The 25,143-nt window shown below is 63.2% G+C and carries 25 protein-coding genes and 1 pseudogene; 12 read left to right on the top strand and 14 right to left on the bottom strand.

The features are described 5' to 3' along the window. Positions 1–3: 3 nt before the first annotated feature. A complete protein-coding gene (locus NLN62_RS42585; protein ID WP_027522584.1) occupies positions 4–909 on the bottom strand; it encodes a transglutaminase family protein in 906 nt (301 codons plus the stop codon). A 154-nt stretch (positions 910–1,063) separates the two neighbouring features. Here NLN62_RS42585 and NLN62_RS42580 point away from each other — a divergent pair, with 154 nt between their 5' ends. From NLN62_RS42580 to NLN62_RS42570, 3 genes are all read left to right on the top strand, one after another. Beyond that, a complete protein-coding gene (locus NLN62_RS42580) occupies positions 1,064–1,327 on the top strand; it encodes a GlsB/YeaQ/YmgE family stress response membrane protein (protein ID WP_027522585.1) in 264 nt (87 codons plus the stop codon). Between the two features lie 118 nt (positions 1,328–1,445). Next, on the top strand, positions 1,446–1,721 hold the full coding sequence (locus tag NLN62_RS42575; RefSeq protein ID WP_254112606.1) for a hypothetical protein: 276 nt from the start codon (positions 1,446–1,448) through the stop codon (positions 1,719–1,721). Between the two features lie 141 nt (positions 1,722–1,862). After that, the gene (locus NLN62_RS42570; RefSeq protein ID WP_254112604.1) at positions 1,863–2,630 is read left to right on the top strand and encodes a hypothetical protein; all 768 of its coding nucleotides are present in this window, start codon (positions 1,863–1,865) and stop codon (positions 2,628–2,630) included. A 32-nt stretch (positions 2,631–2,662) separates the two neighbouring features. Here NLN62_RS42570 and NLN62_RS42565 read toward each other — a convergent pair whose 3' ends face one another. From NLN62_RS42565 to lptF, 7 genes are all read right to left on the bottom strand, one after another. Next, entirely contained in the window at positions 2,663–3,721 is a 1,059-nt protein-coding gene (locus tag NLN62_RS42565) for an alcohol dehydrogenase (protein ID WP_254112602.1), read from the bottom strand. A 126-nt stretch (positions 3,722–3,847) separates the two neighbouring features. After that, positions 3,848–4,702: a 16S rRNA (adenine(1518)-N(6)/adenine(1519)-N(6))-dimethyltransferase RsmA gene (rsmA, locus tag NLN62_RS42560; RefSeq protein WP_254112600.1), complete on the bottom strand. Its 855-nt coding sequence runs from the start codon at positions 4,700–4,702 to the stop codon at positions 3,848–3,850. Beyond that, a complete protein-coding gene (gene pdxA / locus NLN62_RS42555; RefSeq protein ID WP_254112598.1) occupies positions 4,699–5,700 on the bottom strand; it encodes a 4-hydroxythreonine-4-phosphate dehydrogenase PdxA in 1,002 nt (333 codons plus the stop codon). The genes rsmA and pdxA overlap by 4 nt, the downstream gene beginning before the upstream one ends. After that, positions 5,700–6,632: a SurA N-terminal domain-containing protein gene (locus NLN62_RS42550; protein ID WP_254112596.1), complete on the bottom strand. Its 933-nt coding sequence runs from the start codon at positions 6,630–6,632 to the stop codon at positions 5,700–5,702. The genes pdxA and NLN62_RS42550 overlap by 1 nt, the downstream gene beginning before the upstream one ends. Positions 6,633–6,688: 56 nt before the next feature. Next, positions 6,689–9,175, bottom strand: a complete 2,487-nt coding sequence (locus NLN62_RS42545) for an LPS-assembly protein LptD (RefSeq protein ID WP_027522591.1) — start codon at positions 9,173–9,175, stop codon at positions 6,689–6,691. Next, positions 9,175–10,272 carry an LPS export ABC transporter permease LptG gene (gene lptG, locus NLN62_RS42540; protein ID WP_027522592.1) on the bottom strand — a complete coding sequence of 366 codons (1,098 nt, stop codon included), beginning with the start codon at positions 10,270–10,272 and terminating at the stop codon, positions 9,175–9,177. Before lptG ends, NLN62_RS42545 begins: the two co-directional genes overlap by 1 nt. Continuing rightward, positions 10,269–11,438 carry an LPS export ABC transporter permease LptF gene (gene lptF, locus NLN62_RS42535; protein WP_027522593.1) on the bottom strand — a complete coding sequence of 390 codons (1,170 nt, stop codon included), beginning with the start codon at positions 11,436–11,438 and terminating at the stop codon, positions 10,269–10,271. The genes lptG and lptF overlap by 4 nt, the downstream gene beginning before the upstream one ends. 338 nt (positions 11,439–11,776) lie before the next feature. On the opposite strand from lptF, the gene NLN62_RS42530 reads away from it, so the two are divergent. The 3 genes from NLN62_RS42530 to NLN62_RS42520 all read left to right on the top strand — a co-directional run bounded on the left by NLN62_RS42530 (position 11,777) and on the right by NLN62_RS42520 (position 14,392). Then, positions 11,777–13,279 carry a leucyl aminopeptidase gene (locus NLN62_RS42530; RefSeq protein WP_254112595.1) on the top strand — a complete coding sequence of 501 codons (1,503 nt, stop codon included), beginning with the start codon at positions 11,777–11,779 and terminating at the stop codon, positions 13,277–13,279. Continuing rightward, positions 13,276–13,728 (top strand): DNA polymerase III subunit chi, encoded by a 453-nt coding sequence (locus NLN62_RS42525; protein WP_027522595.1) that lies wholly within the window; start codon positions 13,276–13,278, stop codon positions 13,726–13,728. Before NLN62_RS42530 ends, NLN62_RS42525 begins: the two co-directional genes overlap by 4 nt. A 169-nt stretch (positions 13,729–13,897) precedes the next feature. Continuing rightward, entirely contained in the window at positions 13,898–14,392 is a 495-nt protein-coding gene (locus NLN62_RS42520; protein ID WP_198031742.1) for a hypothetical protein, read from the top strand. Positions 14,393–14,401: 9 nt separating this feature from the next. On the opposite strand, the gene NLN62_RS42515 is transcribed toward NLN62_RS42520, so the two are convergent. Together NLN62_RS42515 and NLN62_RS42510 are read right to left on the bottom strand one after the other, a co-directional pair. Next, positions 14,402–15,052: a glutathione S-transferase family protein gene (locus NLN62_RS42515; RefSeq protein WP_254112593.1), complete on the bottom strand. Its 651-nt coding sequence runs from the start codon at positions 15,050–15,052 to the stop codon at positions 14,402–14,404. Positions 15,053–15,281: 229 nt separating this feature from the next. Further along, positions 15,282–15,650, bottom strand: a complete 369-nt coding sequence (locus tag NLN62_RS42510) for an antibiotic biosynthesis monooxygenase (RefSeq protein WP_254112591.1) — start codon at positions 15,648–15,650, stop codon at positions 15,282–15,284. A 97-nt stretch (positions 15,651–15,747) separates the two neighbouring features. Here NLN62_RS42510 and NLN62_RS42505 point away from each other — a divergent pair, with 97 nt between their 5' ends. Both NLN62_RS42505 and ampH read left to right on the top strand, forming a co-directional pair. Next, the gene (locus NLN62_RS42505; protein WP_254112589.1) at positions 15,748–16,224 is read left to right on the top strand and encodes a MarR family winged helix-turn-helix transcriptional regulator; all 477 of its coding nucleotides are present in this window, start codon (positions 15,748–15,750) and stop codon (positions 16,222–16,224) included. A gap of 150 nt (positions 16,225–16,374) precedes the next feature. After that, on the top strand, positions 16,375–17,532 hold the full coding sequence (gene ampH, locus NLN62_RS42500; protein WP_254112587.1) for a D-alanyl-D-alanine-carboxypeptidase/endopeptidase AmpH: 1,158 nt from the start codon (positions 16,375–16,377) through the stop codon (positions 17,530–17,532). A gap of 76 nt (positions 17,533–17,608) precedes the next feature. Here ampH and NLN62_RS42495 read toward each other — a convergent pair. Further along, positions 17,609–17,719: pseudogene (locus NLN62_RS42495) on the bottom strand (transposase); the annotation flags it as partial. 209 nt (positions 17,720–17,928) lie between these two features. Between NLN62_RS42495 and NLN62_RS42490 the strand changes: the two are divergent. Then, positions 17,929–18,936 (top strand): ABC transporter substrate-binding protein, encoded by a 1,008-nt coding sequence (locus NLN62_RS42490; protein ID WP_254112585.1) that lies wholly within the window; start codon positions 17,929–17,931, stop codon positions 18,934–18,936. A gap of 439 nt (positions 18,937–19,375) precedes the next feature. On the opposite strand, the gene NLN62_RS42485 is transcribed toward NLN62_RS42490, so the two are convergent. The 3 genes from NLN62_RS42485 to NLN62_RS42475 all read right to left on the bottom strand — a co-directional run bounded on the left by NLN62_RS42485 (position 19,376) and on the right by NLN62_RS42475 (position 22,398). Further along, positions 19,376–20,134 carry a sulfite exporter TauE/SafE family protein gene (locus NLN62_RS42485; RefSeq protein ID WP_027522602.1) on the bottom strand — a complete coding sequence of 253 codons (759 nt, stop codon included), beginning with the start codon at positions 20,132–20,134 and terminating at the stop codon, positions 19,376–19,378. 270 nt (positions 20,135–20,404) lie between these two features. Beyond that, on the bottom strand, positions 20,405–21,088 hold the full coding sequence (locus NLN62_RS42480; RefSeq protein WP_027522603.1) for a response regulator transcription factor: 684 nt from the start codon (positions 21,086–21,088) through the stop codon (positions 20,405–20,407). Further along, complete coding sequence (locus NLN62_RS42475) at positions 21,085–22,398, bottom strand: histidine kinase (protein WP_198031737.1); 1,314 nt, start codon at positions 22,396–22,398, stop codon at positions 21,085–21,087. Before NLN62_RS42475 ends, NLN62_RS42480 begins: the two co-directional genes overlap by 4 nt. A 440-nt stretch (positions 22,399–22,838) precedes the next feature. Here NLN62_RS42475 and NLN62_RS42470 point away from each other — a divergent pair, with 440 nt between their 5' ends. The 3 genes from NLN62_RS42470 to NLN62_RS42460 all read left to right on the top strand — a co-directional run bounded on the left by NLN62_RS42470 (position 22,839) and on the right by NLN62_RS42460 (position 25,030). Next, positions 22,839–23,195 carry a hypothetical protein gene (locus NLN62_RS42470; RefSeq protein ID WP_051389704.1) on the top strand — a complete coding sequence of 119 codons (357 nt, stop codon included), beginning with the start codon at positions 22,839–22,841 and terminating at the stop codon, positions 23,193–23,195. A 76-nt stretch (positions 23,196–23,271) separates the two neighbouring features. Further along, positions 23,272–23,625, top strand: coding sequence for a hypothetical protein (locus NLN62_RS42465; RefSeq protein WP_027522604.1), 354 nt, complete (start codon positions 23,272–23,274; stop codon positions 23,623–23,625). A gap of 157 nt (positions 23,626–23,782) precedes the next feature. Continuing rightward, complete coding sequence (locus NLN62_RS42460; RefSeq protein WP_254113846.1) at positions 23,783–25,030, top strand: serine hydrolase; 1,248 nt, start codon at positions 23,783–23,785, stop codon at positions 25,028–25,030. Positions 25,031–25,143: the final 113 nt, after the last annotated feature.

The raw sequence follows: 25,143 nt of genomic DNA, 5'->3' as shown, positions 1-25,143 counted from the left end.
CGCTCAGCCCTCGGAGGGATCGCGGATCTCGCCGATCTTGTGAACCGCGACCTTGATCGACATGCCCTTGTAGTCGCCTGCATCCCCGAACCATGATCCCTCCAGTGGAATGGCCTGGCCGGGATGCCGGGCGACCGCGACCGGAATGAGATCGAACCCTGCATTGATCTGGTTGGTCGGATCGTAATCCAGCCATCCGGCGCCGGGGAGAAACACCTGGAGCCAGGCGTGCGTGGCGCCGGAGCCAGTCATGCCCACGGCGCCGCCATCCAGCGCCTGGTCATAGAGGTAGCCGCTGACGAAGCGCGAGGCGAGGCCGAGACGGCGCAGCGCCTCGATCATCAGCCAGGCATAGTCGCGGCAGGTCCCGGACCTGGTACGCAAGGTTTCGCTGGGCGTCTGGGTACCCTCGGACTCCCGGGATCGGTAGCTGAAGCCTTCACGGAACGTGCGCAGGATCCGGCGCAGCACGTCGATCGTCTGGTCCTGGTCGCCGGCGACGAAGTTTTTCGTCCATGCTGCGAGGGTGCCGTCGGGGTCCTCGGCATGCGGGCGCAGATAGCCGGCGAGGTCGGTCCATTCGTCCGGCGAATACTGCACGGGAATCTCGTCCGCCCGCGACGCCAGGGGAAAGGACTCGATGCCCTTGATGCCGAAGAACACGCCGCGGACCTGGAAGGTGAAGGTCAACTCGCTGCTCGGCTCCGCGAACTCCATCACCGTAACGGTGTTGGAGCGGGAATCAGTAATCCAGTGGATCTTCGAAGATGGGTCGGTTTTCGCCGACCAACCGAGCAGTCGCGCAGACGCACCGCGCCTCGGCAGGAACATCGCCCGATGCGTCCCGAACGAAACAGGCTTTGCATATTTGTAGGTGGTGGTGTGCGTGATCTCGCCCAGCATGGCCATGCCGACCTCCCTCGCGCGACCTGATGACGGTCCTGCGCAGTCAGGGCCGCCCCGAGAACGCCGGCCTACGTTGATCTATGTCAAAGGCGCTGCCGTGCGATCTCTCTCAGGATGCCGATTGCCGCAGGTGCCGGCTCATGACAGGAGCAGCGAGATGGGGATCCTCTGGACTATCATCATCGGCTTTATCGTCGGCCTGATCGCAAAATTCATCATGCCGGGGAGCAATGAGCCGAAGGGCTTCATCCTGACCACGATCCTGGGAGTCGTCGGCGCGTTCGTCGCGACGTTCCTGGGCCAGTCGGTGGGCTGGTACCGGGCGGGCGAATCCGCGGGCTTCATCGGCGCCATCGTCGGCGCAGTGATCCTGCTCGTCCTCTATGGCCTCCTCATGGGTCGCCAGGGGCGAACGAGCTGAACCCAGCCGCGGCGTTCGACAGGGGCCGAAGATCGGCGTTCACGCGGGTTGATCTGCGTCAACTGCCGGCCGGCTTATCGTGCGAGGATAAGGGGAGAAAACTCAGCGGAGGTCGGACGTGGACCGGGCAATGGAGCTGGCGCACCTTGCTGACGCAGAGGAGCGGATCGCCTTGGGCGAGCATCACATCGCAAAGCAGGAGCGGATTGTCGCCGAACTGGACCGCGATGGCCACGATGTCAGGAACGCGCTCGCACTGCTCGACACGTTTCGGCAGTCTCAGGTTCAGCACGTCGCGCACCGCGACTTCATCCTCACGCGGCTGGCGCAGGAGCCACGAGCCCCGAGCGGAGCGATCTACCAGCCGGGGCACTACGAAGGATCGGAAGGATAAACGAAAGCGCGGCGGGCGTGATCCGGTTCATGTCCATCGCTATCTGAGTTCGTTTTCGGTCTTGGCGCCTGATGGGCGGCCTCGCGGGGCGCGTTTTCCCGAATACTGAACCGACAGGTCGTTTCCGCCGACCAAATCCGCATGCGGTGGCTACTTACGATCTTGCAACTCCTCGTCGCTCTGGCGAGTGCCTTCAACATAATCCGTTTCCGGCTCGACAACCTGCTGCTGGAGCGGGCGGCTGAGCTCGACCGTCTGACCCTCGCGGGGCTGGCCGTGGCTGCCGTGTCGACAGCCGCCGTGCTCGTTCTCTGCTGGCGCGTGACGGCACTGACTCCGCCGCGTGCGGGACTTGGGCTTGTGCTGATCGGATTGACTGCTCTCTGCGGTGTCGTGCCCGGGATGATCGAATCCCGCGTCAGGGCCGTGGAGCAGGCCACGCGCAAAGCCGAACAACAGCAACGGGATGATGCGTTCGCGCGCGAGCTCTTTCAGTGGACCGCTGATGTCGATAGACGCGCTGCTGCGGCCCAGCCGCTCGAACCCGCGCAAGCCTGGGCGTTTCTCGATTGCATCGCCACTGCAGGCTATCGGGACGAGGGAGCCAATCCCCCGAGCTCCCAGGCGCTCGAGCTCCTGCGCAGGGCGCTTGCCGCAGGCCTGATCGACGTCAATGCAGTGGTGCCGGGTCACCACCTCAACGAGCCGGTGGCGCGGCCGCTGTTCTTGCAGTTTTACGCGGAGCGCATCGCGCCGCTGCGGTACGCGCTGGCGCGACAGGACTGGGAGATCATGCGCCTGCTCGCCGCTGGTGGCGCCGATCTCGCGTTACCCGACGCGGCGCCGCTCGTCGCGGACCTTGCAAAGACTGTGGTGCCTGGACCGTCGCGGTTCGTCAGCTTGAAATAGCTTCGGACGCGCGCGGCCTCGACGCCGGCGGATCAGTTCTTCAGCACGATCCGGCCGACGACCTTTCCGGCGCGCAGAGAGTCGATCCACTTCTGGACATCGCCCATCGGCTCTTCCTGCATCGGCGTCGGCTTGATCTTGCCGGCGCTGGCGAGCGCCATCAACTCGTGGGCCTCGGCAAGCGTGCCGACCATGAATCCCTCGATGGTCATGCGCTTGTACACCCATTGCACCATGGGCAGGGTGAACTGGCCGCCCATCAGGCCGGAGACCACGACCTTGCCGCCGCGCGCGAGCACGGAAACGGCGAACGCCATCGACTTCTCGTTGCCGGCGAAATCGACGACCTCGTCGAAACCGCCGTCAGTCTCTTTCAGGATGCGCCTGACGACCTCCGGCTCGGCCGGATCGTAGGCGGTCGCCGCGCCATTCTTCAGCGCGGTCTCGCGCGCCGCCGGGCTGAGATCGGCGACTGCAATCGGCTGCCTGAACATGGCCTGCGCGAACGACAGGCCCATCATGCCGACACCGCCGAGACCAATCAGCAGCAGGTTGCGCTGGCGCGGACGGTCGACGAGGCGCTTGAGCGCGCCGTAGGCGGTGACGCCCGAGCACATCAATGTCGCGGCCTGATTGACCGGCAGGGGATCGTAGTCGAGCAGGTATTTTGCATCCGGCACCAGCACATGGCTGGCAAAGCCGCCGTCGATGGAGACGCCGAGGAAGCGCTGCTTGGCGCAGAGATTCTCATCGCCATTGGCGCAGTCGCGGCACTGGCCGCAGCCGATCCAGGGGAAGACCGCCTTCTTCGCGCCGATGAGGCCAGCCGGCACATCGCCGCCGACTTCCTCCACGACACCCGCGATCTCGTGGCCGAGCGTGAAGGGAAGCGTCATGCCGCGCGTGGTGTCGAGCTTCTTGCCGCCGCCGAGATCGGCGTAGCCGTCCTGGATGTGCAGGTCGGAATGGCACAGGCCGCAGCGCTCGATGCGCACCAGCACCTCGCGTCCTTGTGGCTTGGGCGTGTCGATGATGGTCTCGCACAGCGGCGCATCGAACTTGACCAGGGACTGCCGACGCATCAACGCCATTTTCCTTCCTCCGAAATTTCCGCTTAGGCGCGATCATAGCGCTTAAGCTTATTGTTCGAGCATGACCTCTTCGGAAAGCCGCTGCGCACTTTGCGCCGGCGCGGCCCTCCGAGTCCGGATCATGCTTCAGGCTTGGCTGCGTATATCGGCCAATTCACGCGCCATGGCAACAAAGCCCGCGACCGGAATGGTCTCGGCGCGCCGCGTCGCATCGACGCCGGCGGCAGCGGCGAGGCGAGCCGGATCGGCCTGAAGTGATTTCAGGCTCTGGCGCAGCATCTTGCGGCGCTGGCCGAAGGCGGCCGCCGCGACCTGTTCGAGCAGCCGGCGGTCGCAGGGCAGAGGCGCCGCGCGCGGCACGAGGCGCACGACGGAGGAGGTGACCTTCGGCGGCGGAACGAAGGCGGAGGGCGAGATGTCGAACAGGATCTTGGTCTCTGCCCGCCAGTTGGCGAGCACGCCGAGCCGGCCATAGGCCTCCTCGTTCTCGCGCGCCACGATCCGCTCGGCAACCTCGCGCTGGAACATCAGCACCATCATCTCGTACCACGGCGGCCACGGCTCGCCGGCGAGCCAGCCGATCAGGAGCTGGGTCGCGATGTTGTAGGGCAGGTTGGCGACGATCTTTGCCTTGGCGCCGCCGAGCAGGGGTCTCGGATCGAAGGTCATGGCATCGCCATGCACGATCTCGAGGCGCCCGGGATAGCGCACGGAAATATCCTGCAAGGCGGGGATCGCGCGTTCGTCATGCTCGATCGCGATGACGCGCGCAGCACCAAGCGCGAGCAGGGCGCGCGTCAATCCGCCCGGGCCGGGACCGATCTCGACGATCGTCAAATTCTCGAGCGGCGCGGCGGCACGCGCGATGCGCGCTGTCAGGTTGAGGTCGAGGAGGAAGTTCTGGCCCAGCGACTTGCGGGCCGATAGCGAATGCTGGCGAATGACCTCGCGAAGCGGCGGGAGGTCGTCGATCGCGCTCATGCCGGTTGCGCGGCCATGCGGCTTGCGAGTTGCAGCGCCGCGATCAGGCTTGCGGGATTGGCCTTGCCCGTGCCTGCGATGTCGAATGCCGTGCCGTGATCCGGCGATGTCCTGATGAAGGGAAGGCCGAGCGTGACGTTGACCGCGTCGTCGAAGGCCAGCGTCTTGATCGGGATCAGCGCCTGGTCGTGATACATGCAGACCGCGCAGTCATAGGTTTGTCGCGCGGCGTCGTGGAACATGGTGTCGGCGGGCAAGGGGCCCCTGGCCTCGATGCCGTCGTTGCGCAAGATCTTGATCGCCGGCGCGACGATGGTCTGCTCCTCGTGGCCGAGCGAGCCGTTCTCGCCGGCATGCGGGTTGAGGCCGGAGATCGCGATGCGCGGCCGGCTGATGCCGAAACGTGATTTCAGCTCGGCTGCGACGATGCGCACCGTCGAGACGATCAGCTCGCGCGAGAGCTGCGCCAGCGCATCGCGCAGCGAAAGGTGAATGGTCACCGGCACCACCGCAAGGCGCGGCGACCACAGCATCATCACCGGTTGCGGCACGCGTCCGTCCTGTTCGGCGAGCTCGGCGAGAAATTCGGTGTGACCGGGATGGCGGAAGCCCGCGCGGTAGAGCACGCTCTTGGCGATCGGATTGGTGACGACGGCGCCGGCGCGGCCTTCGCGGACGTCGGCGACGGCCTGGCGAATGGAGGCGAGCGCCGCGGGCGCGCTGCTCTCGTCGGGCTGGCCCGGCTCGGCCGTTGCGACCTCGCCGGTCGCGACCACCGGCAGGGCGTCGGGGAAGGCGGCGACCGCTTCCTCGGCACGCACACGCGCGATCTTGATATCGGCGCCGAGCGCCTTGGCGCGCCGCGCGATCAGGGCGTCATCGCCGAGCAGGTAGAACGCGGGCAGCTTCAGCTCGTTGCGGCGCAGCCAGGCCGCGATCGTGATGTCGGGGCCAATGCCGGCAGGCTCGCCCAAGGTCAGTGCGAGGGGCCTTGCCATCAACGATATTCGATCATCGCCGCTTTGCGGATTTCGGCCAGATACCGCTTCGAGGTCTTCTCGTACTTCTCGACGTACATCTTCTCGCGGACCTCGCGCCGCTTCGGCGTGTCGATCATGGTCGAATTGCGCGCACACAGCACGACCATTTCGATGCCCTGCTTGGTGACCTCCGGCGGGGTGAGATGGCCAACCTGCGTATCGTCGAGCACCTTGCGAAGCGCCTCGGGGAGATCAGCGCTGGTCTTGGTGACGCTTTCGCGGATCGCCGCGTTGGGCGTCGAGCGGAACAGCGTATTGGCTTCATCGCAGCTCGTGATCCGGCTGCGGTACAATTCGGCTTCCTTGTGCCGTGCCTCGGTCGCGGCCTGCGACGAGCCGCGCGGCACGATGAGGACGATCGGCTGCATCTTGTATTCGAAGCCCTCGACCTGCAGCTTTTCGCCATTCTGGGCCTGCACGGCGGCTGCGACGTCGCGCTCGCCGACCTGCAGCTGTTCCTTGAAGCGGCCGCGGACGAGGCTGGTCCAGACCATTTCGGCGCGCATGCGGTTCTTCAACGTCTCCGGCCGCACGCCCTTCACCTCGAGTGACTTCGCGAGCTGGTCCGGAGTAATGCGCATGCGCTGCGCCATGCCGGAGAAGGACTGGTCGATGTCCGAGCTGGTAGGCTCGACGCCGTATTTCTTGCCCTCCTTGATCTTCACCTTCTCGTCGATCAGCTCGTTGATGACCTCCTGCCGGCCAGGGTTCTTCTGGGTCGTCAGGACGTCGAGCTTGCTGCGCTGCTCGATGTCGAAATCGGTGATGGGCTCGCCATTGACCATGACGACGACGGTCTGCGCCTGCGACGGGGCGGCGCCGCCGATCAGGAGCAGGGCCGTGCCGAGTGCGGTGAGGAGAAGGCGATGGACTCGCAAAGTGGTCGTCATGGATGTCGTCGCTCGCATGCTTGCGATCCGAACAAGCCCCGCAGCGTCAAATCTGTTTACTGCAAGCCGGCGGAGCTGCTGGTTCCCGAGGAGTTCGCCAGCGTTCGCAGGCCGATCTGGAACATGAACGCGTGGCTCAGAACAGGCGGGTTGCTGCCCGCCGAGTAGCTATAGGACGTTACATAGTTCGCCGCCAGCACGAAGCAATCGTCGACATAGCCTGCGCCGACCACGTATTGATTGATCTTGTTGGCTTCGAGGTCCCAGCGCGCCGAGCCCTGGACCACCCAGTTGGCCGCGACCTTCACCGAGCCGCTGGTGAGGATGCCCTCGCGGCGGGTCAGGTAGCCGAGTTCCGGCTGCGGCGCATAATTGCCGTAGATCATGCTGACCGACCAGCGATCGAAATTGGCGCGGCCTTCAGCCTCGAAGCGCTGGACGTTCCAGGTCTGCTCGTCGAAGCGGCCGCGGACGCTGAAGGTGTAGGTCCGGTTCGGCGAATAGCCGACGCTCGCGACATAGTCGGACCGCGGCTTGTCGAGACCGGAATCCAGGCCGGTATTGATCTCATCCTTGACCGCGAAGGAGTTCAGGCCGAACAGCTGGTAGGACTGCCCGAACAGAACCTTGACGGCGCCGCCCCTGTCGAACTGGGTGGTGGCCTGCACGCCGACATTGGCGCGGCCGCCGCCCTCGACGCGATCGTAGCCCGAGAACTTGTCGACGCTGAACAGATTGCTCGCGTCGAACACCATGCTCTGCGCGTCCTCGTTGGGAAACTTGCCGGCATAGGTCTCGTTCGGACGGATGATGACCTGCGCGATCGGCTCGACGATCGTCGAGCCCCACGGCTGCACGTTGATGAAGGGATAGCGGTACTCGAGGCCGACCATCGGCATCAGGCGCAGCGCCTGGGTGTCGCCGACAGGCAGGAAGTTCGACACGCCCGGCTGGTTCGAGACCGAGGAGTTGATCGCGTCCGCGCGCAGGATGGCGAACGGGGTCCAGATTTCACCGAAGGGATCGGTGAAGGACTTCCGCCACTGCGCCTCAGCCGTCATGCGCGTGTAGGTGCCGGGGAAGCCGCGCAACAGACATTGCGAGGGCGTGCGCGCGAGCGGATCGGCCGAGGTGGTGGTGCAGAGGCCGAGGGTGTTGGCGGTCGTGGTGATCGGATCGAACACCGCGTCGTTACGCGTCAGGTTGACGAAATTCGTCTTGTAGGAGACCTCGCCACCGAAGATCGGATAGTTGATCACGTTCGAGTAGTCGATCACGGGGTAGACGACCGGCACCTGCTGCTGATTGCCCGAGAAGCTCAGGAAATACATCGTGCGCGCGTCGAAGAAGCTGCGGTTGCCCACCCCGGTCAGATAGAGCTGGGAGATCGCTTCGGTCGGCAGGCTCAGGAACGAGGAGAAGGGATCGCGGTACGCCGACAGCCGGTAGTCCGAGAAGAAATAGTAGTCGGACATCAGGACGCCGTCCCAACCCCAGACCCATTTGTCGTTCAGCGCGAACTGGCCCTTGGTGTCGATGGCGCCGCGGAACTGGCGGTCACCGGGCTGCCCGGCGAGCGCGCCCGGATCGAGCTGGTCGATGCCGTAGACGCGGATCTGGTAGGCGCCGTCCATCAGGCGCTGGCGGAACTCGGCCTGGAACAGCACGCCCTGCCTGGAGGTGATGCGCGGGCTGAAGGTCGCGTCCATATCGGGCGCGATCGCCCAGTAGAACGGAATTTCAACGCCGTAGCCGAACGGCGTGTTCGACGTGAAGCCCGGCATCAGGAAGCCGGTCTTGCGCTTCACCGTCGGGTCGGGCGTCGAGAAGTACGGCATGTAGGCGAGCGGCACGCCGAAGAATTCGAGCTGCGCCGTCTCGAAGTACAGCATCTTCTCCTGCTGGTCGTGGATGATGCGGGCACCCTTGACCTGCCATAGCGGCGGCTTCTTCGGATCGTCCTTGCACGGCGCGCAGGCCGTGTAGACGCCGTTCTCGAATACGGTGTAGTTGCCGCTGGAGCGGTCGGCGCGGCTCGCGGCCATGCGGGTCTGGTCGGCGGTGTCCACGCGCAGCGAATCGACGAAACCGTCGCGGTAGTCGTCCGACAGATCCATGATCTCGGCATAGGTGATCTTGCCGTCGGCATCCGTCATGCGGATGTTGCCTTCGGCATGGAGCCGCTTGGTCTTCTGGTCGTAGATGACCTTGTCGGCCTCGACGCTGGTGCCGTTGTAGAACAGCTGGACGTTGCCGACCGCCGAGACGCGCGAATTGTTGTAGTCGTAGTCGACCTCGGTCGCCTGCACGAGCATCTGGTTGTCGTTGGCGGCCTTCGGCGGCTTCGGACGCGGCGGCAGCGGATTGTAGGTGAAGCTCTGTGCAGCCGCAGGCGCGGTCGCGGCAAAGTCGAGCAATCCACCCAGCGCGAGCGCGGCCAGGAAGGCTAGCAGGAGGCTGCGGGCAGGCAAGCCGCGTCCGTTCGCGCGCACCACGGTGCGCAGCGCCAATTCAGACACATGCCCTCGGCGGACGGCAGTCACTATCCGTCCTCCTGATAGAGCAAGGCCAAAAAGCCGGTGAGGCCGCCCACCACAACGGGCAGCCACGCCGCAGCGATCGGATGCATCAACTCAGCCTTGCTCAAATCCTCAGTAACTTTGGACAGCACGTAGAGCAGAAAGCCTGCGCCCACGCCACTCAAAACCATCTTCTGTACGCCGCCCATCCGGAAGAAGCGCAACGATACGGAAGCCGCCAGCATCACCATCGCTGCAAGCAGAAACGGCTGTGCCAGAAGCTTATGGTACTGGAGTCGATATCCGGCTGTCGCGAAGCCCGAGCTTTCAGACGAACGGATGTAGCTCGGTAGTTGCCAAAAGGACACAGTCTCGGGTGTGGAAAAGCTGTTGCGAACCTGCGCTTCGGTCAGCGTCGTGGGAATCTCCAGGCGGTCCTGATCGACAGGGGGGGCGTCGAGCGAGAAGCGCCGCACGGTCCTGAACACCCAGCGGCCGTCTTCCAGCGTCGCCTCGCGCGCCTCGATGCGCTCCTTGAAGTGAAATTCCGTATCAAACCGGAACAGCGTCAGGCCGGTCAGCCGGATGCCCTGCTGCTCGCTGCGCGCGGCGTTGATGATGATCTGGCCTTCGCTGGTGACCTGGTTGAGCCAGAAGCCGGAGGCGTCCTGGATGCCGCCACCGGGCGCCGAGCCGAACAGCTCCGCTTCCATGCGCTTGGAGAGCTCGCGCAGGTTTGCCGACATCGGATTGTAGGCGACCGTCGCGATCACGCCGATCAGCAGCGCGCTGCCGAGCGCGGGCGAGATGAACTGCCAGGCGGAAATGCCGGCGGCGCGTGCCACGACAAGCTCGAGCCGGCGGGAGAGGGCAAGGTAGCAGGTCATGGCGCCGATCAGCATGCAGAACGGCGTCAGCTTTTCCAAAAGCTGCGGTACGCGGAACAGCGAGGTTTCGGCCACCATGATCGCGGAGGCGGACGCCAGGCCAGAGGTCTTGCGCACCATCTCGATATAGTCGACCAGCACCAGCAGCAGGAAAATGCTCGCGAACACGCCGAGGGCGGCGACGACGAAGCGGCCCGCGAAATAGCGCCCGAGGGTGTTGGTGAGCATGCTCATGCGGCGACCGGACGTCGGAACAGCCGCGCAATGCGCGCATTGGATCTGTTGATGGCTTCCAGCAGCGCAGGCGGCGCTTCCACCACCACGCCGCCGACAATCATCCAGACGCCGAGGCCGATGGCGACCGCCAGCATGGCATATTGCACGATCGGGGCGGCCGGCGACTTCACCGCCATCACCGAGCAGGCGAAGCCCGCCATGCGCAGGCCGAACACCGCGAGGATCGAGCTGCCGATCGAGAAATTGCGGCTCTGACGCGTGGTGCGCGGCGCGCCGAGGAAGGCGAATGTCAGCGCCGCAAAGGCGAAGGGATAGAGCGGCGCCATGATGCGGTCATGCAGCTCGGAGCGGAACTGGCCGGGCACCGATTTGTAGACCGGATCGTCCTCGGACGGCGAGAACAGCTCCCAGAGATAGCGTTCGCGAATCCCGAGCGTGACGTCGCGCCCCTGGTTGGAGAATTTCGACATGTCGAAGCCGTGGCGGGCGAAGGTCACGAGCGCAGGATCGCGCTTGCCGGCCTCGAAGCGCTGCAGGTTGCCGTCCTCCAGCACCAGAATCGTCTCGCCGCCGCTCTTCACCACCGTGCCGCGCTCGGCGACGATCGAGTTGCGCTCCTTCGGATCGCGGCGGTCGTCGATGAAGATGCCGGCCATGATGCCGCCGGGCTGGCGCTCGCGAATCCGGATCGTGAGGTTCTGGTCGAGCTGGGCGAAGCGGCCGGGCTGGAGGATGTTGGTGAGGACGTCCGCTGTGATCTCGGCGTCCCATTGCTTGATCCGCCGCATGCCGTCGGGGGCGAGATAGGCGGCGATGAAGGCGACCAGCAGCGCCACCACGCAGGTGGCGTAGAAGAACGGATAGAATAGCCGGAACGGCGAGAAGCCGGCGGCATTCATCACGATGATCTCGGAATCGGTCGCTAGCTTGTTCAGCGTGTGCGAGATCGCGATCATCAGCGCGATCGGCGAGATGATCAGCACCAGCGCGGGAATCACGAGGCTGGTGATGCCGAGGAAGGTCAGGATGGTCTGCCCCTGACTCGTCATCAGGTCGATGCCGCGCAACGCCTGCGTAATCCAGATCACGCCGGTGAGGCTGACCAGGACCAGCGCAAACGACGCCAGCGTCGTGCGGAAAATATACCTGTCGATCGACCCCATGCGCTACCGCACGATCCCCACCAGGCCCCTTCTGGGTCCCAAACTCCGGACGTCCCGACCCATCCCGGAAGGGATCCCCAAGGGTCGTTCTGCCACGTCTTTCACCAGTTCACACTCTCACTACCATCCCTTTGATCCGTCAACAAAATGGCTGCCCCGTGGCACCCTCATCATATGGTTAATATTTCCTTCTTGTGGCCTGCCGGCCACGGGCAGCGCTTGGCATGCGAGGTGCGGACGGGTCATAGTACGCCCCGGAGCAGTGAATCGCCGTTCAGCCGGTGCCCGTAGCGGTGCTCGGGGAGCGGCAAAAGTCTTGTTTTTTGGAGGAGTTATCCATGTCCGACGCCGTCAAGGTCGGCTTCGTTCCGTTTTCCGCCGTCCCGCGCGGGACGCTGGTGGCGTTCTGTGACGACGGCTTGCGATTCGGCCCGGCGACCGCCAAGGCGCTCGGATCGGCAGTGGACCTGGTGAAGCGGGCCGCCGAGGCGGGCCAGTTCAAGGGCAAGACGGGCGCGGCGCTCGACATCCTGGCTCCCGAGGGGCTGAAGGCGAGCCGGCTGATTGTGATCGGGGCCGGCAAGACTTCGGCGCTGAAGCTCAACGACTTTCTGAAGTTCGGCGGCGTGGCGGCCGGCAAGCTGAAGGCTGGCGCGAGCGCCATGACCATCATGGCGGAACTGCCTGACGGGGCCATGACCGCGGAGCAGACGGTCGCGATCGGCTCGGGCCTGCGGCTGCGCGCCTATAAATTCGATCGCTACAAGACGAAAAAGAAGGACGGCGAGGAGGGCGGTGCGTTGCGCGCCGACGTCGCGTTCGCTGTCGCTGACCTCGCTGCTGCGAAAAAGGCCTTCGCGCCGGCAGGCCACGTCGTCGATGGCGTGATCATCGCGCGCGATCTCGTCAACGAGCCGCCGAACGTGCTCTTCCCGGAGGAGTTCGCGCGGCGCGCGAGCCAGCTCCGCAAGCTCGGCGTCAAGGTGGAGGTGCTCGACGTCAAGGCGATGCAGAAGCTCGGCATGGGAGCGCTGCTCGGCGTCGGTCAGGGCTCGGCGCGGCCGAGCCGTACGGTGATCATGCGCTGGGACGGGGCCAAGAAAGGCGAGGCGCCCGTCGCTTTCGTCGGCAAGGGCGTCTGCTTCGACACCGGCGGCATCTCGATCAAGCCGGCCGGTAGCATGGAGGACATGAAGGGCGACATGGGGGGAGCCGCCTGCGTCGTCGGCCTGATGCACGCGCTCGCGGCGCGCAAGGCAAAGGTCAACGCGGTCGGCGCCATCGGCCTCGTCGAGAACATGCCCGATGGCAACGCGCAGCGTCCGGGCGACATCGTCACCTCGATGTCGGGCCAGACCATCGAGATCATCAACACCGACGCCGAAGGGCGTCTCGTGCTGGCCGACGTGCTCTGGTATGTCGCGAAGAGGGTGAAGCCGAAATTCATGGTGGATCTCGCAACGCTCACCGGCGCAATCATGGTCGCGCTCGGCACCGAGCATGCCGGCATGTTCTCCAACAATGACGAACTCGCCGAACGTCTCCTGACGGCCGGCATCGAGAGCGGCGAAAAAGTCTGGCGCATGCCGCTCGGGCCCGAATACGACAAGCTGATCGATTCCCAGTTCGCCGACATGAAGAACACCGGCGGCCGCCATGGCGGCTCGATCACCGCGGCGCAGTTCCTCCAGCGCTTCGTCGACGGCACGCCCTGGGCGCATCTCGACATTGCCGGCACCGCCATGGGCGCCCCGAAGACCGACATCAACCAGAGCTGGGGCTCCGGCTATGGCGTGCGCCTGCTGGACCGTCTGGTCGCCGACCACTACGAGCGCAAATGACCGAAGTGCTGTTCTACCATCTGCAAAACATGACGGTGGAGAACGTTTTGCCGCCGCTGCTCGAGAAATCGCTCGAGCGCGGCTGGCGCGTCGTGGTGCAGTCGACGTCGGAGGAACGCGCCGATGCGCTCGACGCGCATCTCTGGACCTATCGCGACGATTCCTTCCTGCCGCACGCGACATGGCGGGTGAACGACGCCGCGGAGCAGCCGGTCGTACTGGCGGTCGAGGAGGGCAATCCCAACGGCGCCAATGTCCGCTTCCTGATCGACAACGCCGCGCTGCCTCAGGATTCGGAGACTTATGAGCGCATGGTGCTCCTGTTCAACGGCGACGATCCGGACGCGCTCGCGCTGGCGCGCAGCGCCTGGACGGATTGCAAGGCGCGCGGATTTGATGTCACCTATTGGCAGGCTGACGAGCGGGGCCGATGGCAGCGGCGCAATTAGGTGTTGGCTGTCAAATTAATGATAATTTGCGCCTTTCGGGGGAAAGCTGGCCTTCGTCACGGTCGTGCCGCAAAGTGATGTTGGGACAATCGTTTAGGGCTGGTCCTTAACGCGGGGATTTGGGTTTATCGTGCGACATCAAAAGCTTCCTTCGACGCTTCTACTGGCGTTGTGCACGGTTGCGCCGCTGATCGCGGGCTGCGCGGGCGGCTCGGATCTGCTGTCGAAGGATGCCGAATGGTTCAACAAGCCGGCCCGGCTCTTCATCAAGAACATCTCGATCGAATCGCCGCCGCTGACTCCCGACAAGCCGGTGACGGCGGAGGATCTGGTCAGTGCCGACGGCGCCTGCCCGGGCATGGCGCCCGCGGGTGCGCCGGCTGACGCCAATGCCTCGACCACGGCACCCGCGCCGTCGGGCGGAACGGTCGCGCTCGGTCACACCGAATGCGACGTGGTGCGCGGCATCGGCGCGCCGAGCAACGTCAATCTCTCTAATGATGCCGGCGGCAGGCGCGTCGCCGTCATCAGCTGGGCGAGCGGACCGCGTGCCGGCATCTACACCTTCACCGCAGGCCGCCTGACCTCGATCGAGGGCGGCCCCGAGCCGGCACCGATGCCGAAGGCGGCCAAGCCGAAGCCGAAGAAGAAGGCGGCGACCTGAGCGGCCCCATCAGCTAGTCGATGCGGCGGCGAAAACCGCCAATTGAGCATCGAAAGCACGCCTGAAGGCCGGACGCGCTTCGCCGCGGGCCACATAGGCGGAGAGGTTCGGATATTCGTGCAGAATGTCCGATCCATTCAACCGGCGCAGCACGGTCACCATCAGAAGGTCGCCGGCGCTGAACGCACCATCGAGCCAGTCGGAATTTCCCAGGCGACTGGAAAGTTCGGCAAGCCGGACCCGGATGCGATCCTCGACGACAGGCAGGCGCTGCTCGTACCAGGTCTCGCCGCGCTCCACGAGCATGGCGATTGCCCGATCGACGATCGGCGGCTCCAGCGTGTTAAGCGCGGCAAATATCCATGTGATCGCGCGCGCCCGGCCATGCGCATCGTCTGGCAGCAGTCCACCATGGCGCTCCGCAATATGGAGCACGATCGCCCCCGACTCGAACAGGGCAAGACCGCCTTCTTCGTAGGTCGGAATCTGCCCGAAAGGATGAAGCGCACGATGCGCCGCTTCCTTCATCTCGCTGAACGAAACGAGACGAACGTCGTAAGATTGGCCCACTTCTTCGAGCGCCCACCGAACACGCATGTCACGTGCTTGTCCTCTGCCGCGGTCGGGCGACTTTTCGAAGGCAGTAATGACGGGGATCATGGGAAGCCTCCGTGAAATTGCATGACGCCGACGATAAGTCTTCGGTTCTTGCGCTTTGTGCCCAGAGGACGAACGGGTGGGGCAGCTCCCGACAACATACGTCGCTTTTCCAGCGGGAGATTCGCAGTGCGACTCCTCAGCCGTTCTGGACCAGGGGTTCGTGGGCTCAACAGAGAGCCGTCAAGATGATCGACGCAACGAAGGTCGGATCACGGAATTGCCGGGCGAGCTACGCGACGCAGATGCCGGGCACAGCGACCTTCTGGAACAGGTGCGGAGAAGCGATGGCGGAAGAGGGATAGGCGGAGATCTTCGATCGGAACTCAGGGTGCGTGAAGGCAGACCGGAAATGGGCGGTCGATTCCCAGACGGCGTAGTTCAGATAGGTCGGGCTTTCGCCGATCGCGCGATGAAGCTGGGTGGCGATGAAACCCGGCTGCCGCTTCATGAAGGCAGCATCGTCTTGCCAGACCTGGAGGAATGTTTCCTCATCGGCTTTGTTGAGCGTGAACAGATTCACGAGCACGACAGGGCTGGTATCGATGCCGAGCTGACGTTCGATCGGAAACGCGGGATCCAGTGGGCGCAGGTGCGACATGAGAGCCTTCATTCGGTTGGTTACATGATGTCAATGTGGCATTATACTTAGAATGCCAATTGGGCATTATGATGTCAATATAGATTTATGGTGACGAATGCTGAAATCCCGACGAACGCCTGCTGGCGATGCCCTGAGCAACCTCATGCTTGACCTGTTCCGGCTGAATAGCCTGGTCCTGACCGCAGGTGACCGCCTGGTCGCCGCGCTCGGGCTCACGAGTGCCCGCTGGCAGATCCTTGGCGCCATCGTGCACGCGGAGCGAGCGCAGCCGGTCGCATGGCTCGCCCGCGACCTCGGTGCCAACAGGCAAAACGTGCAGCGGATCGTCAACGACCTTCAGGCGGAAGGGCTCTTGGCGTTCGAGGCCAACCCGCACCACCGGCGCGCACAACTCGTGGTCCTGACTGACAAGGGAAGGCGCACGTTCGACGCCGCGATGGCGTTGCAGGCCCCGTGGATCAACGACCTCTCGGAAGGGCTTTCGGTCAAGGACCTGCAAACGGTCCACCGCCTCGTCACGGCCCTACGCAAGAAGCTCGAGAGCAATGAAGGAACTGAAGATCGGATGTAGTGGTGGCGCGAGATGGTCGCGCTCTGAAACTGATGCTGATCAAGCTTCCTTATTGCTGGCATCGGCTTCCCTCCGTACACTCGACATGCGCGCCTGCGCCACCATTGAAACCCGCCTGACCGGTTCAACAGCGAGCGGAGCAGGGGACACATGCTCGGATTGCGCAAATGGATTGGCGTTTGCGGCTTGCCGGCGGCGCTCGCGTTGCAGATCGTCTCCTGTGCGCCGGCTGCCGCCGAGGACAAACTGCTCAACGAGGTGGTCAATTTTGCCGGCACGCTGAGCTTTCTGGCCGGCAAGCTCCCGGGCTTCATCCTCGTTGCGGTGCGTGACAGCGAGACAGCCATTGCCGGCTTCGGCAGCACGGCCGACCTTGACGGCAAGACGCCCGATGGCGATACGATGTTTCGCATCGGTTCCGTGAGCAAGGTGTTTTGCGGCGAGACGCTCGCCAGCATGGTGCTCGACGGCAAGCTGCACTTCGCCGATCGCCTGCAGGACAGGCTTGGCTATGACGTAACCTTGCTCGAGAAGGATGGCCGTCCGATCCGGATCATCGACCTCGTGACGCAGTCATCGGGCTTGCAGCGCGAAGTGCCGCGCGCTGATGGTCCGGCGGATGATCCGTTCGGCACCAACACCAGGGACGCGCAGATCGCCGCTCTCAAGACGGAGCCTCTACTGTTTCCACCTGGCACGGCTGCGCTCTACTCAAACTTCGGTTTCGACCTGCTTGGCGCCGCGCTCGCGAAGTCAGGCGGAAAACCCTATGCGGACCTGTTGAGGGAGCGGGTTCTCGATCCGGCCGGCATGAAGGATACCGTGTTCAACCTGCGTCCGGGTGATGAACTGCGCTTCATGCGCGGACACGATTTCGACGGATCACAGATGGCGATCGCGAAGACGCCAATCAGCATCGAATGCGCCGGCGGAATGATCACCACCGCCAACGATATGGCGCGTTGGATGAAGTGGCACCTTGATCGGCTTGCGGCCACAGATCACGACCTGCGCCTGCTGGACCATGCCGCCTATCTCTACCGCGACGGCCTCTCTGTCGTCTCGGGCCTGGACGACGCGGGGCCGATGGATGCAATGGGGCTCGGCTGGGTAATCAATATGCCCGCTGGCAACCGGCCGCTGATCCTGCAAAAGACGGGCGGCCTGCAGGGCAGTTTCGCCTATCTCGCGATCGCGCCGACACGCGGGGTGGGCGTATTCTTCGTCATGAACGCATTCAACATTCCCGCCTTCACGGCAGCCGTGGCCACGGCCAACGGACTGATCACGCAGCTCGCGCCGCGTTAGTCGTGCGGGAAAGGGAGTTTGTGCGCTGGGATGCGGTCTCATCAAGGCGCAGCCATAGCCTGATTGACGCGAGTTGAACGATGCCACTGAGGACACGTCGGTCGTTCACCCGAGGAACGCCACGCGGCTGGTTCGGCAGAATCGGCGTTATGGCAGTCCATTCATAGTCGGCGAGTTCGTAGCGCATGCTTCGAGCCCCCGGTTTGGGAGTTTGAATCACGGGTGTCCGGCCAAACGCAACGCTTCTGGCTCGGCCCCGGTTCGGCGCTTACGAGCAGAAGCGGACATCAACCTGCCGACAAGCCCCGATGAATTCGTCGAAAATGACCCAAAGCTGACTTGGTCGGTGATTGTATCGCTCCCCGCAATTGCTTAGGTTCAGACGAGCAGTGGGATATGACTGCAATGCTGCGACGGGAATTTATCGCACTTATTGGCGGCGGGGCCGCGGCATGGCCGGCGTTTACTCGTGGCCAGCAGCCGCGTAGTCCACGACGTATCGCTATCGTTGCTCCCGGTCGTTCCGAGGAGGAGCTGAGGGAAAATCCTTACTATCGCTCGTTCATCGAGGAGCTGGCCAAACGCGGCTTCGTCGAGGGAAAGAACCTTAGCGTGGATCGGTTCTCGGGCGGAGGGCAAATGGATTCTTATCTTAATATCGCGCAGACGGCGGTGAACAAGCATCCAGAAGCAATCTTGACTGCCGCGCCCGAGATGACGCTTGCCCTTAGCGCTGCGACGCTTACGATCCCTATCGTAACACTTATTGGTGATCCCGTCGCGACAGGCGTCGCCGTCAGTTTGGCAAAGCCCGGCGGAAACGTCACCGGTGTCACCATGGACGGAGGCATGGAGCTGCATGGCAAGCGCCTGTCGCTTCTGCTCGAGGCAAGGCCAGGAGCATCACGGCTGGCGTATCTGTGCTCCTCGGCCGCTTGGAATCGGCCTCAAGCCGCAGCGGTGAGAATCGCATCGCAATCACTCAACCTATCTTTGACGCATGTCGACCTCGGGACGGCTCTCAACGAAGCAGCCTATTCGGCAGCATACACTTTGATGAGTGGATCTGCGCCCGACGTGTTGCTCGTGTCCGACGAGCCCGAGCATCTGTCAAACCGCAAGGTGCTGATCGACCTTGCGGCCAAGGTCCGGGTTCCTGCCATGTATCCATTTCGCGATCTCGCATTGAGCGGTGGCTTCATGGCCTATTATCGCGATCTGCACGATGCGTTTCGGCAAGCAGCCGAACAGGTCGAGCAGATATTGGGGGGCATAAGCCCCGCCAAGATTCCCTTCCGCCAGCCCACGAATTTTAAGCTTTCGATTAACACGAAGACAGCTATGCAGATCGGCGTGACGGTGCCGCCCACACTGCTCGCCAGCGCCGATGAGGTGATCGAATAATCCGCTGGGATTTCCGCTTCTGGCCCATCGCGACATTTGCTGCGGTTGCACAAGGCGGTCGGTGTCGCGGCGAACCGGACATTGACAAAGATTTATGGTACGCGCGCTAGTGGGGGAAGGTGATCGGCGGGCAGAAACCGCCGACACTTCAACGATTATCGATCGGACTTTTTGCCGTTCGCCTGGCCGTAAGCCGGCTTGTTGTCGGGCTCATGCTCAAATGCGCACGCACTCACTGAGATGCCGATCAAAATCAGCCATGTCGCGGTCGCCAGAAACTTCATTTGCCCACCCCAGGGGATCGATGGGTCATTCCCCGAAAAACACAGGTCTTTGACGTCGCGGGCCGGGATGGGGTTCAAAGCCGCGCGCCCTGGGGAGCTGCGCGGCCTCTATGACGGCCGTGTCGATGCTTCCAGCTTGAGTGTCCTCGCTCGATTCATCCGAGATAACCGGAAACTCCGTCCCACAGCAGCTTCAATGCCGTGACGGCCAGCAATCCGTAGCAGGCCCGGTAGACTTGTTGCTGGTCCAGCTTGCCGTGGAGGCGCCAGCCAAGCCAGACACCACTGGGAACGGCGAGCAGGCACGCCGCCATCACGATCCAGACGTTGCCGCTCGGCTTTACCAGGAGCAGCCACGGCACCGCCTTGGTCGCGTTGCCAACGGTGAAGAAGAGGCTCGTCGTTCCGGCGTAGACTTCCTTGCTGAGCCCGAGTGGCAGCAGATACATCGCAAGCGGCGGACCGCCGGAATGCGCGACCATGGTCGTGACGCCCGAGGCGAGACCGGCAGCAACCGCCTTCGGCGACGAACGCGGCTGACCAGTCACCTTCGACGCACGCAAGAGCCATAGGCCGACAAAGACCAGAGTGACGACCGCCATCAGAATCGCCACGGCACGATGGTCCAGCACCCGGAATAGCAGATAGCCGAGCCCGACGCCTGTCACGAGCCCGGGCAGCAGAAGCACGAGGTCGGGCTTCGACCAGGTCGAGGGTTTCCAGTAGCGAAGCGCGAACAGATCCATCGCGATGAACAGCGGCGCGAGCAGGCCTCCGGCCGTGACCGGGTCCATCACGAGCGACAACAGTGGAATGCCCACGATGGAGAACCCGCCGCCGAACGCGCCCTTCATGAAGCAGATCAGGAACACGCCGGCAAACGCGATGAGAACTGTGGTGACCGTCAGATCCATATGGCCTCTACGATCGTCGTGCCACCGGCCCGGCTCGCCAAATGCAGCGTGCAATCGAGTTCATGTCGCCATATTGTTCCGACGATTGTCTCGGTTCAATGGAAACATTGCCATCGGTGCAATTTACCTGGAGTGTCTTCGGGGAGGGGGCCGCGCTGGGTGCGATGCGCAAGGGCACAGCTAACCGGCAGTCACGGCGGATCTTGTGTGGCGTATCTCTTGAGTCTGAAGGACTTGGGAGCCGCATCCGGGGCCGAATGCAATCGCCTGCTAGGCCGATCGGAGACCGTCCTCGTGCTCGCGCTCGTCAACTTGCGTTATCAACCCGCTTCGCAGCCCAAAAAGCACAAGCTCGACATCGGAAGAAACGCTGAGCTTCGATTTGATGGCGTAGTGGTAGTTCGAGACCGTCTTCGGACTGAGATTGAATGCGGCGGCTATTTCCTCGGCCGACCGGCCAGCGAGCAGCATGCGCAGGATCTCGAATTCACGTGGGGACAAACTATCGACGGCACTTGCATCGTCCTGCAAGCTGTTCCTCGCAAGGGCTTCACTGATCTCGGGGCAGATGGCAACACGGCCGGCAGCGGCGTCACGTACCGCGCTAACGAGCAGCTCGGGCGGGCTGCTCTTTGTGACAAAGCCCTTTGCACCGGCCCTGAAGGCCTGGAGAGCGAATGTCGCGCTCAAATGCATGGTGAAAACGAGCAGGCGCGCTGCCGGATCCCACTGACGTATCTGGCGAATGGCATCGATACCGCCGCGACCTGGCAATGAAACGTCCATCACCACAACATCGGGCTGTTTGCTCTTATAGGCTTGATAGGCACTCGCCGCATCGGCGGCCTCGGCGACTACCGTAATGCCCTCATGCTTTTCGAGAAGCCGACGGTATCCCTCACGTACGACCGCGTGGTCATCGACAAGCAGGACGCTGATACTTCGCGGCGTCATGATGCTGCACCCCGGGCATTCGTAACGGGAATGATGGCGCTGAGGATGAGGCCCTTCTCTGGCCTCGACACGACTTTCATCTGCCCACCCAGCGCGAGCGTCCTCTCGCGAATCCCGATCAGCCCGAGCCCAAAGCCAGTCTCTCTCCTGATCTCATGCGCTAGTCCGGCTCCATCGTCTTCAACCGTTGCCTCGACCAAGCCGCTGCCTGACCGTGGCGCACCGCCTTGGGCAAGGTCGATGCGCACCACGGCACGCACGTTGGCCGCCTGCGCATGCTTCGCCGCGTTCGTGAGACCCTCCTGAACGATATAAAAGACGTGAACGGTAATCGCCGGGGGTAGCGCGTCGAGGTCGCCGTGCGTCTCGAGAAAGAACCGGGTCTTCCCGCAACAGCGGCGATTATGATCGCCGATCAATCCCTCGAGGCTCGTGAGCAGGCCGACGTCGTCGATCTCCTGCAGTCTCAACTCTTGCACGGTCCTGCGAAGCCCCTTCATGATATTGCCGGCAGTTTCCGTCAGGGCCTGAGCTTCGGCGACAAGAGATGGACAATCAGTCGTGGCGGTGAACTTGATCGAAGCCGCCGTCGCACTCATGGCACTGAGGCTCTGGGCCAGCTCGTCATGAAGCACCCGTGCGAGGTGACGCCTTTCCTGCTCGCGGGCTTCCACCAGACGTCGCGCAAGCTCGGCGCGCTCGGAAGTCGCGACTTCCAGGGTGTTCGCCAGATCGTTGAAGACGCCGCGTATTCTTTGCAGCTCGGCAAGTCGGAAGGGCGGAAGACGGCACTTCAGATCGCCCGCAGCCAACCTGTTGAGCCCGCTGACGACATCTCTCGTCGGACGCAGCGCGCGCTCGACGACAAAATACACCAGGGTGCCAAGAGCGCCGATTGTCGCTGCCGAGAGGCCGAGCATCCGTGAGATCTCGGACCACGCGCGCGCCGTCACGGCTGACGGGTCCGTGCTGACGACGACCGAGCCAAATACATGACTTTGGTACCCGATGGGACGCTCGTAAGTCATGCGACTGCCGACTGCCCGCTGATATGCAGCCGAAAACCATGCCGGCGCCTCGTCCACCTGGCTGCGGAAGCCCAGACAACTGGAGATGACATCCTTCCCGGCTTCATGGAGCCGCACGCACTGACCGGGGCTCATCACCTGGTCGAGATAGCCATCCAGCTGACGAAAGCGTCCTTGCAGGTCGAAGCGCCTTCCGAAGAAATTCCGCATGTCGGGATGGAATGCAATCGGCATTTCCAGAAACCTGCCGACAGTATCGCCTACTGCGCGATTGGCCTTCAATGTCTCCTGTCCCGCTCGGTAGACGGAGACCGCTGCTCCGCCAAGAAAACAGAGTAGCGCAACGGCCGCTACCTGCCTCAACAGCGACCATTTGAGATCGATGACCGGCCGGTGCCGAAGAAGCCTTATCTTCCGCATGGCGAGGGGCCCGTAATGCTTTGCGCAGATTACAGCATCTGCTCGCCGCTCGATACTGTTTGGTTCCACGTCGGGCAAATTTCCCAGGGCCTCGCATGGAGTCCGCCGTTTCCCTGATTGAAGGTCTGTCAGATGCTGCGCGTGCGGTCCCGATGAAGCGACCGTTGAGGAGCAGGCGCCCGGTCCCATCCTTGCTTGGGGCGGCTTACCCGTCTCTCCTCGCCATAATGCATTGATGATTTGAGGCAGGATGACTGTGAAATTCGTGGTGGGACGAACTCTGATCCAGGAGGGATGTCATCATGAAAAATCTATTTGTGATCACCATTGCCGTCGCCGCCATCGGAGGCACATGGAGCAACAAAGCCGGCGCGTGCAGCCTGAATTTTCCGACTTTTGAACTCATGGGCTTCCCGATCTCCCGACACCAGGTCGCGGTGGTGGGATCGGCCCATGTTGAGGAGAGTTCGGCTACAGCGCAGCTAATGTTAGCTGGCATGCCCGCTTCTCCTCATCAGATTGCGGTCCTCACTCCGCGCGCGAAAGCCCCGAAAATGGTTCAGGCCACGGTTGGTATTCGAGAACCAATCACCGTTGGCTTGACGCCGCCTGGCTTGCCAATAGGCGCGACTGGCGCTGCGCTTTGTGCCGCTGATTGAGCACACACCGCTTCAAGGCCGCTCGATGGCCTCGAAGTCTTCCATTGAGCCGAGACCAGATCGCGGAGGCGAAGACATGCTGGCGATGAGGCAGGCGACGGTTTCGATCTGTCTGCTGCTGCTGTTCACGACCGCGGCGCTCGCGCGAGATGACGGCCGCTACGCGAATTCCCCGCTGAAACCCTGGTTCGAAAGCCTGGAGAGCGAATTCGGGAAGTGCTGCGAGGATTCCGACGGCTACGTGGTCTCCGAACCGGATTGGGAGTCCGATCACGGGCGATATCGCGTCCGCATCGATGGCGAATGGGTTCTGGTGCCGGACGGCGCTCTCCTCACGCAACCCAACCTCGCCGGACGGACGATGGTCTGGAAGTACTACATCGACGGCCATCCCCGTGTCCGCTGTTTCATACCGGGCAGCATGACCTGATGCGTCCAGCGCCGGACCGACGCGAAAAAGCGTCCTCTCCGGCAGATCGCATTTTGACCCATCTCGGAAGTCGTGCCTTGATGGAAGAGCTGCGCTAGTGCAGCGCAACACGGAGGCGGCGATGAACAGGGCAACAGGGCGGGGTTCGATCATCGCGATGGTTGTGCTCGCGACCTTCGGCATCGCAAGTGCGCAAGAAGCCGCCAAGCGTGCCGCTGCCGGACCGGTCTTGTCGAACACCGGTCATGATGCGGCCGCTTACGGCGCTGATGAGGGATATCCCCTTGGCACATTGTCGACCGGCGCAGAGATGCGGCATCTCGTGGCGACCTATAGTCATTTTGACGAACTGACACCGGCGCGCATCGTTGCACGTGCAGCCACATCCTGGTCGTTTCAGCGCGCCACCGAACCCGAGATTTACTACAGCTTTGGCGGCGAGCGCCGCACGATCGCGGATTATCTTGAACGGCAGCCGACGACCGGACTGCTCATCGCCAGAGACGACACTATTTTATACGAACATTATCAATACGCGCGATCGGACCACGATCGCTTTCTCTCCCAGTCGATGGCGAAGACCATTACTGCGATGCTGATCGGCATCGCTGCAGCCGACGGTGTCATCAAATCGATCGACGACGACGTCGCGACCTATGTCACCGCACTCGCAGGTACCGAGTACGGCAAGACGCCGATCCGTGCGCTGTTGCACATGTCCTCCGGTGTCAACTTCGAAGAGCGGTACGATGGGCAGGACGATATTGCGCGCCTCGGGCGCGATCTGTTCGGCCGGCCCGGCAAGGCCCCCGTGGTCAGCATCGCGCAGTTCAATACCCGCGTCGCGCCGCCTGATACGCGATGGCACTATGCCAGTTCCGAGACCGAGATCCTCGGCCTCATCCTGCGCTCGGTGACCGGCACTCCAGTCGCAGATTACCTCAGTGAGAAGATATGGCAGCGGATCGGCACCGAAGCCGATGCCTCGTGGGCAATCGACGGAACCGGCCAGGAGGTGACCTTTTGCTGCTTTAACGCCGTGTTGCGCGACTACGCCCGTTTTGGACGCCTACTGGCGCATGGCGGCGTGTGGAATGGGCGCGAGGTCATTCCACACCAATGGCTGATTGATGCGACGACGGTGAGTTCAACCGACGCCCATCTCGCGCCTGGTGTGGCCACGAAGTATTACGGCTATGGCTATCAGGTCTGGCTACTGCCCGGCGCCGAACGCCGGTTCGTGTTGCTCGGCATCCGCGGCCAGATGATCTTTGTAGACCCTGGGACCAAGCTGGTGATGGTGCATACAGCTGTGCGTCCCGAAGCGGTCGATAGGACTGCGTCAGCAGAGACTATAGCATTGTGGCTGGCCGTGGTGGACCAGCTCGGTCGCACCGCGCGATAAGCGTCCCCATCTTGTGGGCCCATAGCGGACATCGGTTGTCGATGGCAGATGGCCTGCCTTTGGGGCTAAAGTCCCCACGTCCGGACGCGTCGCGCCGGATCGCCGGGCGGAGG

It is taken from the genome of Bradyrhizobium sp. CCGUVB23 (assembly GCF_024199885.1).
In the GTDB taxonomy this organism is placed as follows: Bacteria; Pseudomonadota; Alphaproteobacteria; order Rhizobiales; family Xanthobacteraceae; genus Bradyrhizobium.
Note: the sequence above shows the minus strand (reverse complement) of the source record. Positions and strands in the feature narration are given on the sequence as shown.

Coding starts and splice junctions, on each gene's coding strand:
- NLN62_RS42510 (WP_254112591.1), bottom strand. CDS start 15,650: ATGTCGCACCTGCGCCCACTGGATCCCGCGTTTCCGATCGAACGTCAG.
- NLN62_RS42525 (WP_027522595.1), top strand. CDS start 13,276: ATGACCGAAGTGCTGTTCTACCATCTGCAAAACATGACGGTGGAGAAC.
- NLN62_RS42565 (WP_254112602.1), bottom strand. CDS start 3,721: ATGGCGTTGATGCGTCGGCAGTCCCTGGTCAAGTTCGATGCGCCGCTG.
- NLN62_RS42485 (WP_027522602.1), bottom strand. CDS start 20,134: ATGGATCTGACGGTCACCACAGTTCTCATCGCGTTTGCCGGCGTGTTC.
- NLN62_RS42530 (WP_254112595.1), top strand. CDS start 11,777: ATGTCCGACGCCGTCAAGGTCGGCTTCGTTCCGTTTTCCGCCGTCCCG.
- NLN62_RS42465 (WP_027522604.1), top strand. CDS start 23,272: ATGCTGGCGATGAGGCAGGCGACGGTTTCGATCTGTCTGCTGCTGCTG.
- pdxA (WP_254112598.1), bottom strand. CDS start 5,700: ATGGCAAGGCCCCTCGCACTGACCTTGGGCGAGCCTGCCGGCATTGGC.
- NLN62_RS42505 (WP_254112589.1), top strand. CDS start 15,748: ATGCTGAAATCCCGACGAACGCCTGCTGGCGATGCCCTGAGCAACCTC.
- ampH (WP_254112587.1), top strand. CDS start 16,375: ATGCTCGGATTGCGCAAATGGATTGGCGTTTGCGGCTTGCCGGCGGCG.
- NLN62_RS42480 (WP_027522603.1), bottom strand. CDS start 21,088: ATGACGCCGCGAAGTATCAGCGTCCTGCTTGTCGATGACCACGCGGTC.
- rsmA (WP_254112600.1), bottom strand. CDS start 4,702: ATGAGCGCGATCGACGACCTCCCGCCGCTTCGCGAGGTCATTCGCCAG.
- NLN62_RS42550 (WP_254112596.1), bottom strand. CDS start 6,632: ATGACGACCACTTTGCGAGTCCATCGCCTTCTCCTCACCGCACTCGGC.
- NLN62_RS42580 (WP_027522585.1), top strand. CDS start 1,064: ATGGGGATCCTCTGGACTATCATCATCGGCTTTATCGTCGGCCTGATC.
- NLN62_RS42515 (WP_254112593.1), bottom strand. CDS start 15,052: ATGATCCCCGTCATTACTGCCTTCGAAAAGTCGCCCGACCGCGGCAGA.
- lptG (WP_027522592.1), bottom strand. CDS start 10,272: ATGAGCATGCTCACCAACACCCTCGGGCGCTATTTCGCGGGCCGCTTC.
- NLN62_RS42490 (WP_254112585.1), top strand. CDS start 17,929: ATGACTGCAATGCTGCGACGGGAATTTATCGCACTTATTGGCGGCGGG.
- lptF (WP_027522593.1), bottom strand. CDS start 11,438: ATGGGGTCGATCGACAGGTATATTTTCCGCACGACGCTGGCGTCGTTT.
- NLN62_RS42460 (WP_254113846.1), top strand. CDS start 23,783: ATGGTTGTGCTCGCGACCTTCGGCATCGCAAGTGCGCAAGAAGCCGCC.
- NLN62_RS42585 (WP_027522584.1), bottom strand. CDS start 909: ATGGCCATGCTGGGCGAGATCACGCACACCACCACCTACAAATATGCA.
- NLN62_RS42570 (WP_254112604.1), top strand. CDS start 1,863: ATGCGGTGGCTACTTACGATCTTGCAACTCCTCGTCGCTCTGGCGAGT.
- NLN62_RS42470 (WP_051389704.1), top strand. CDS start 22,839: ATGAAAAATCTATTTGTGATCACCATTGCCGTCGCCGCCATCGGAGGC.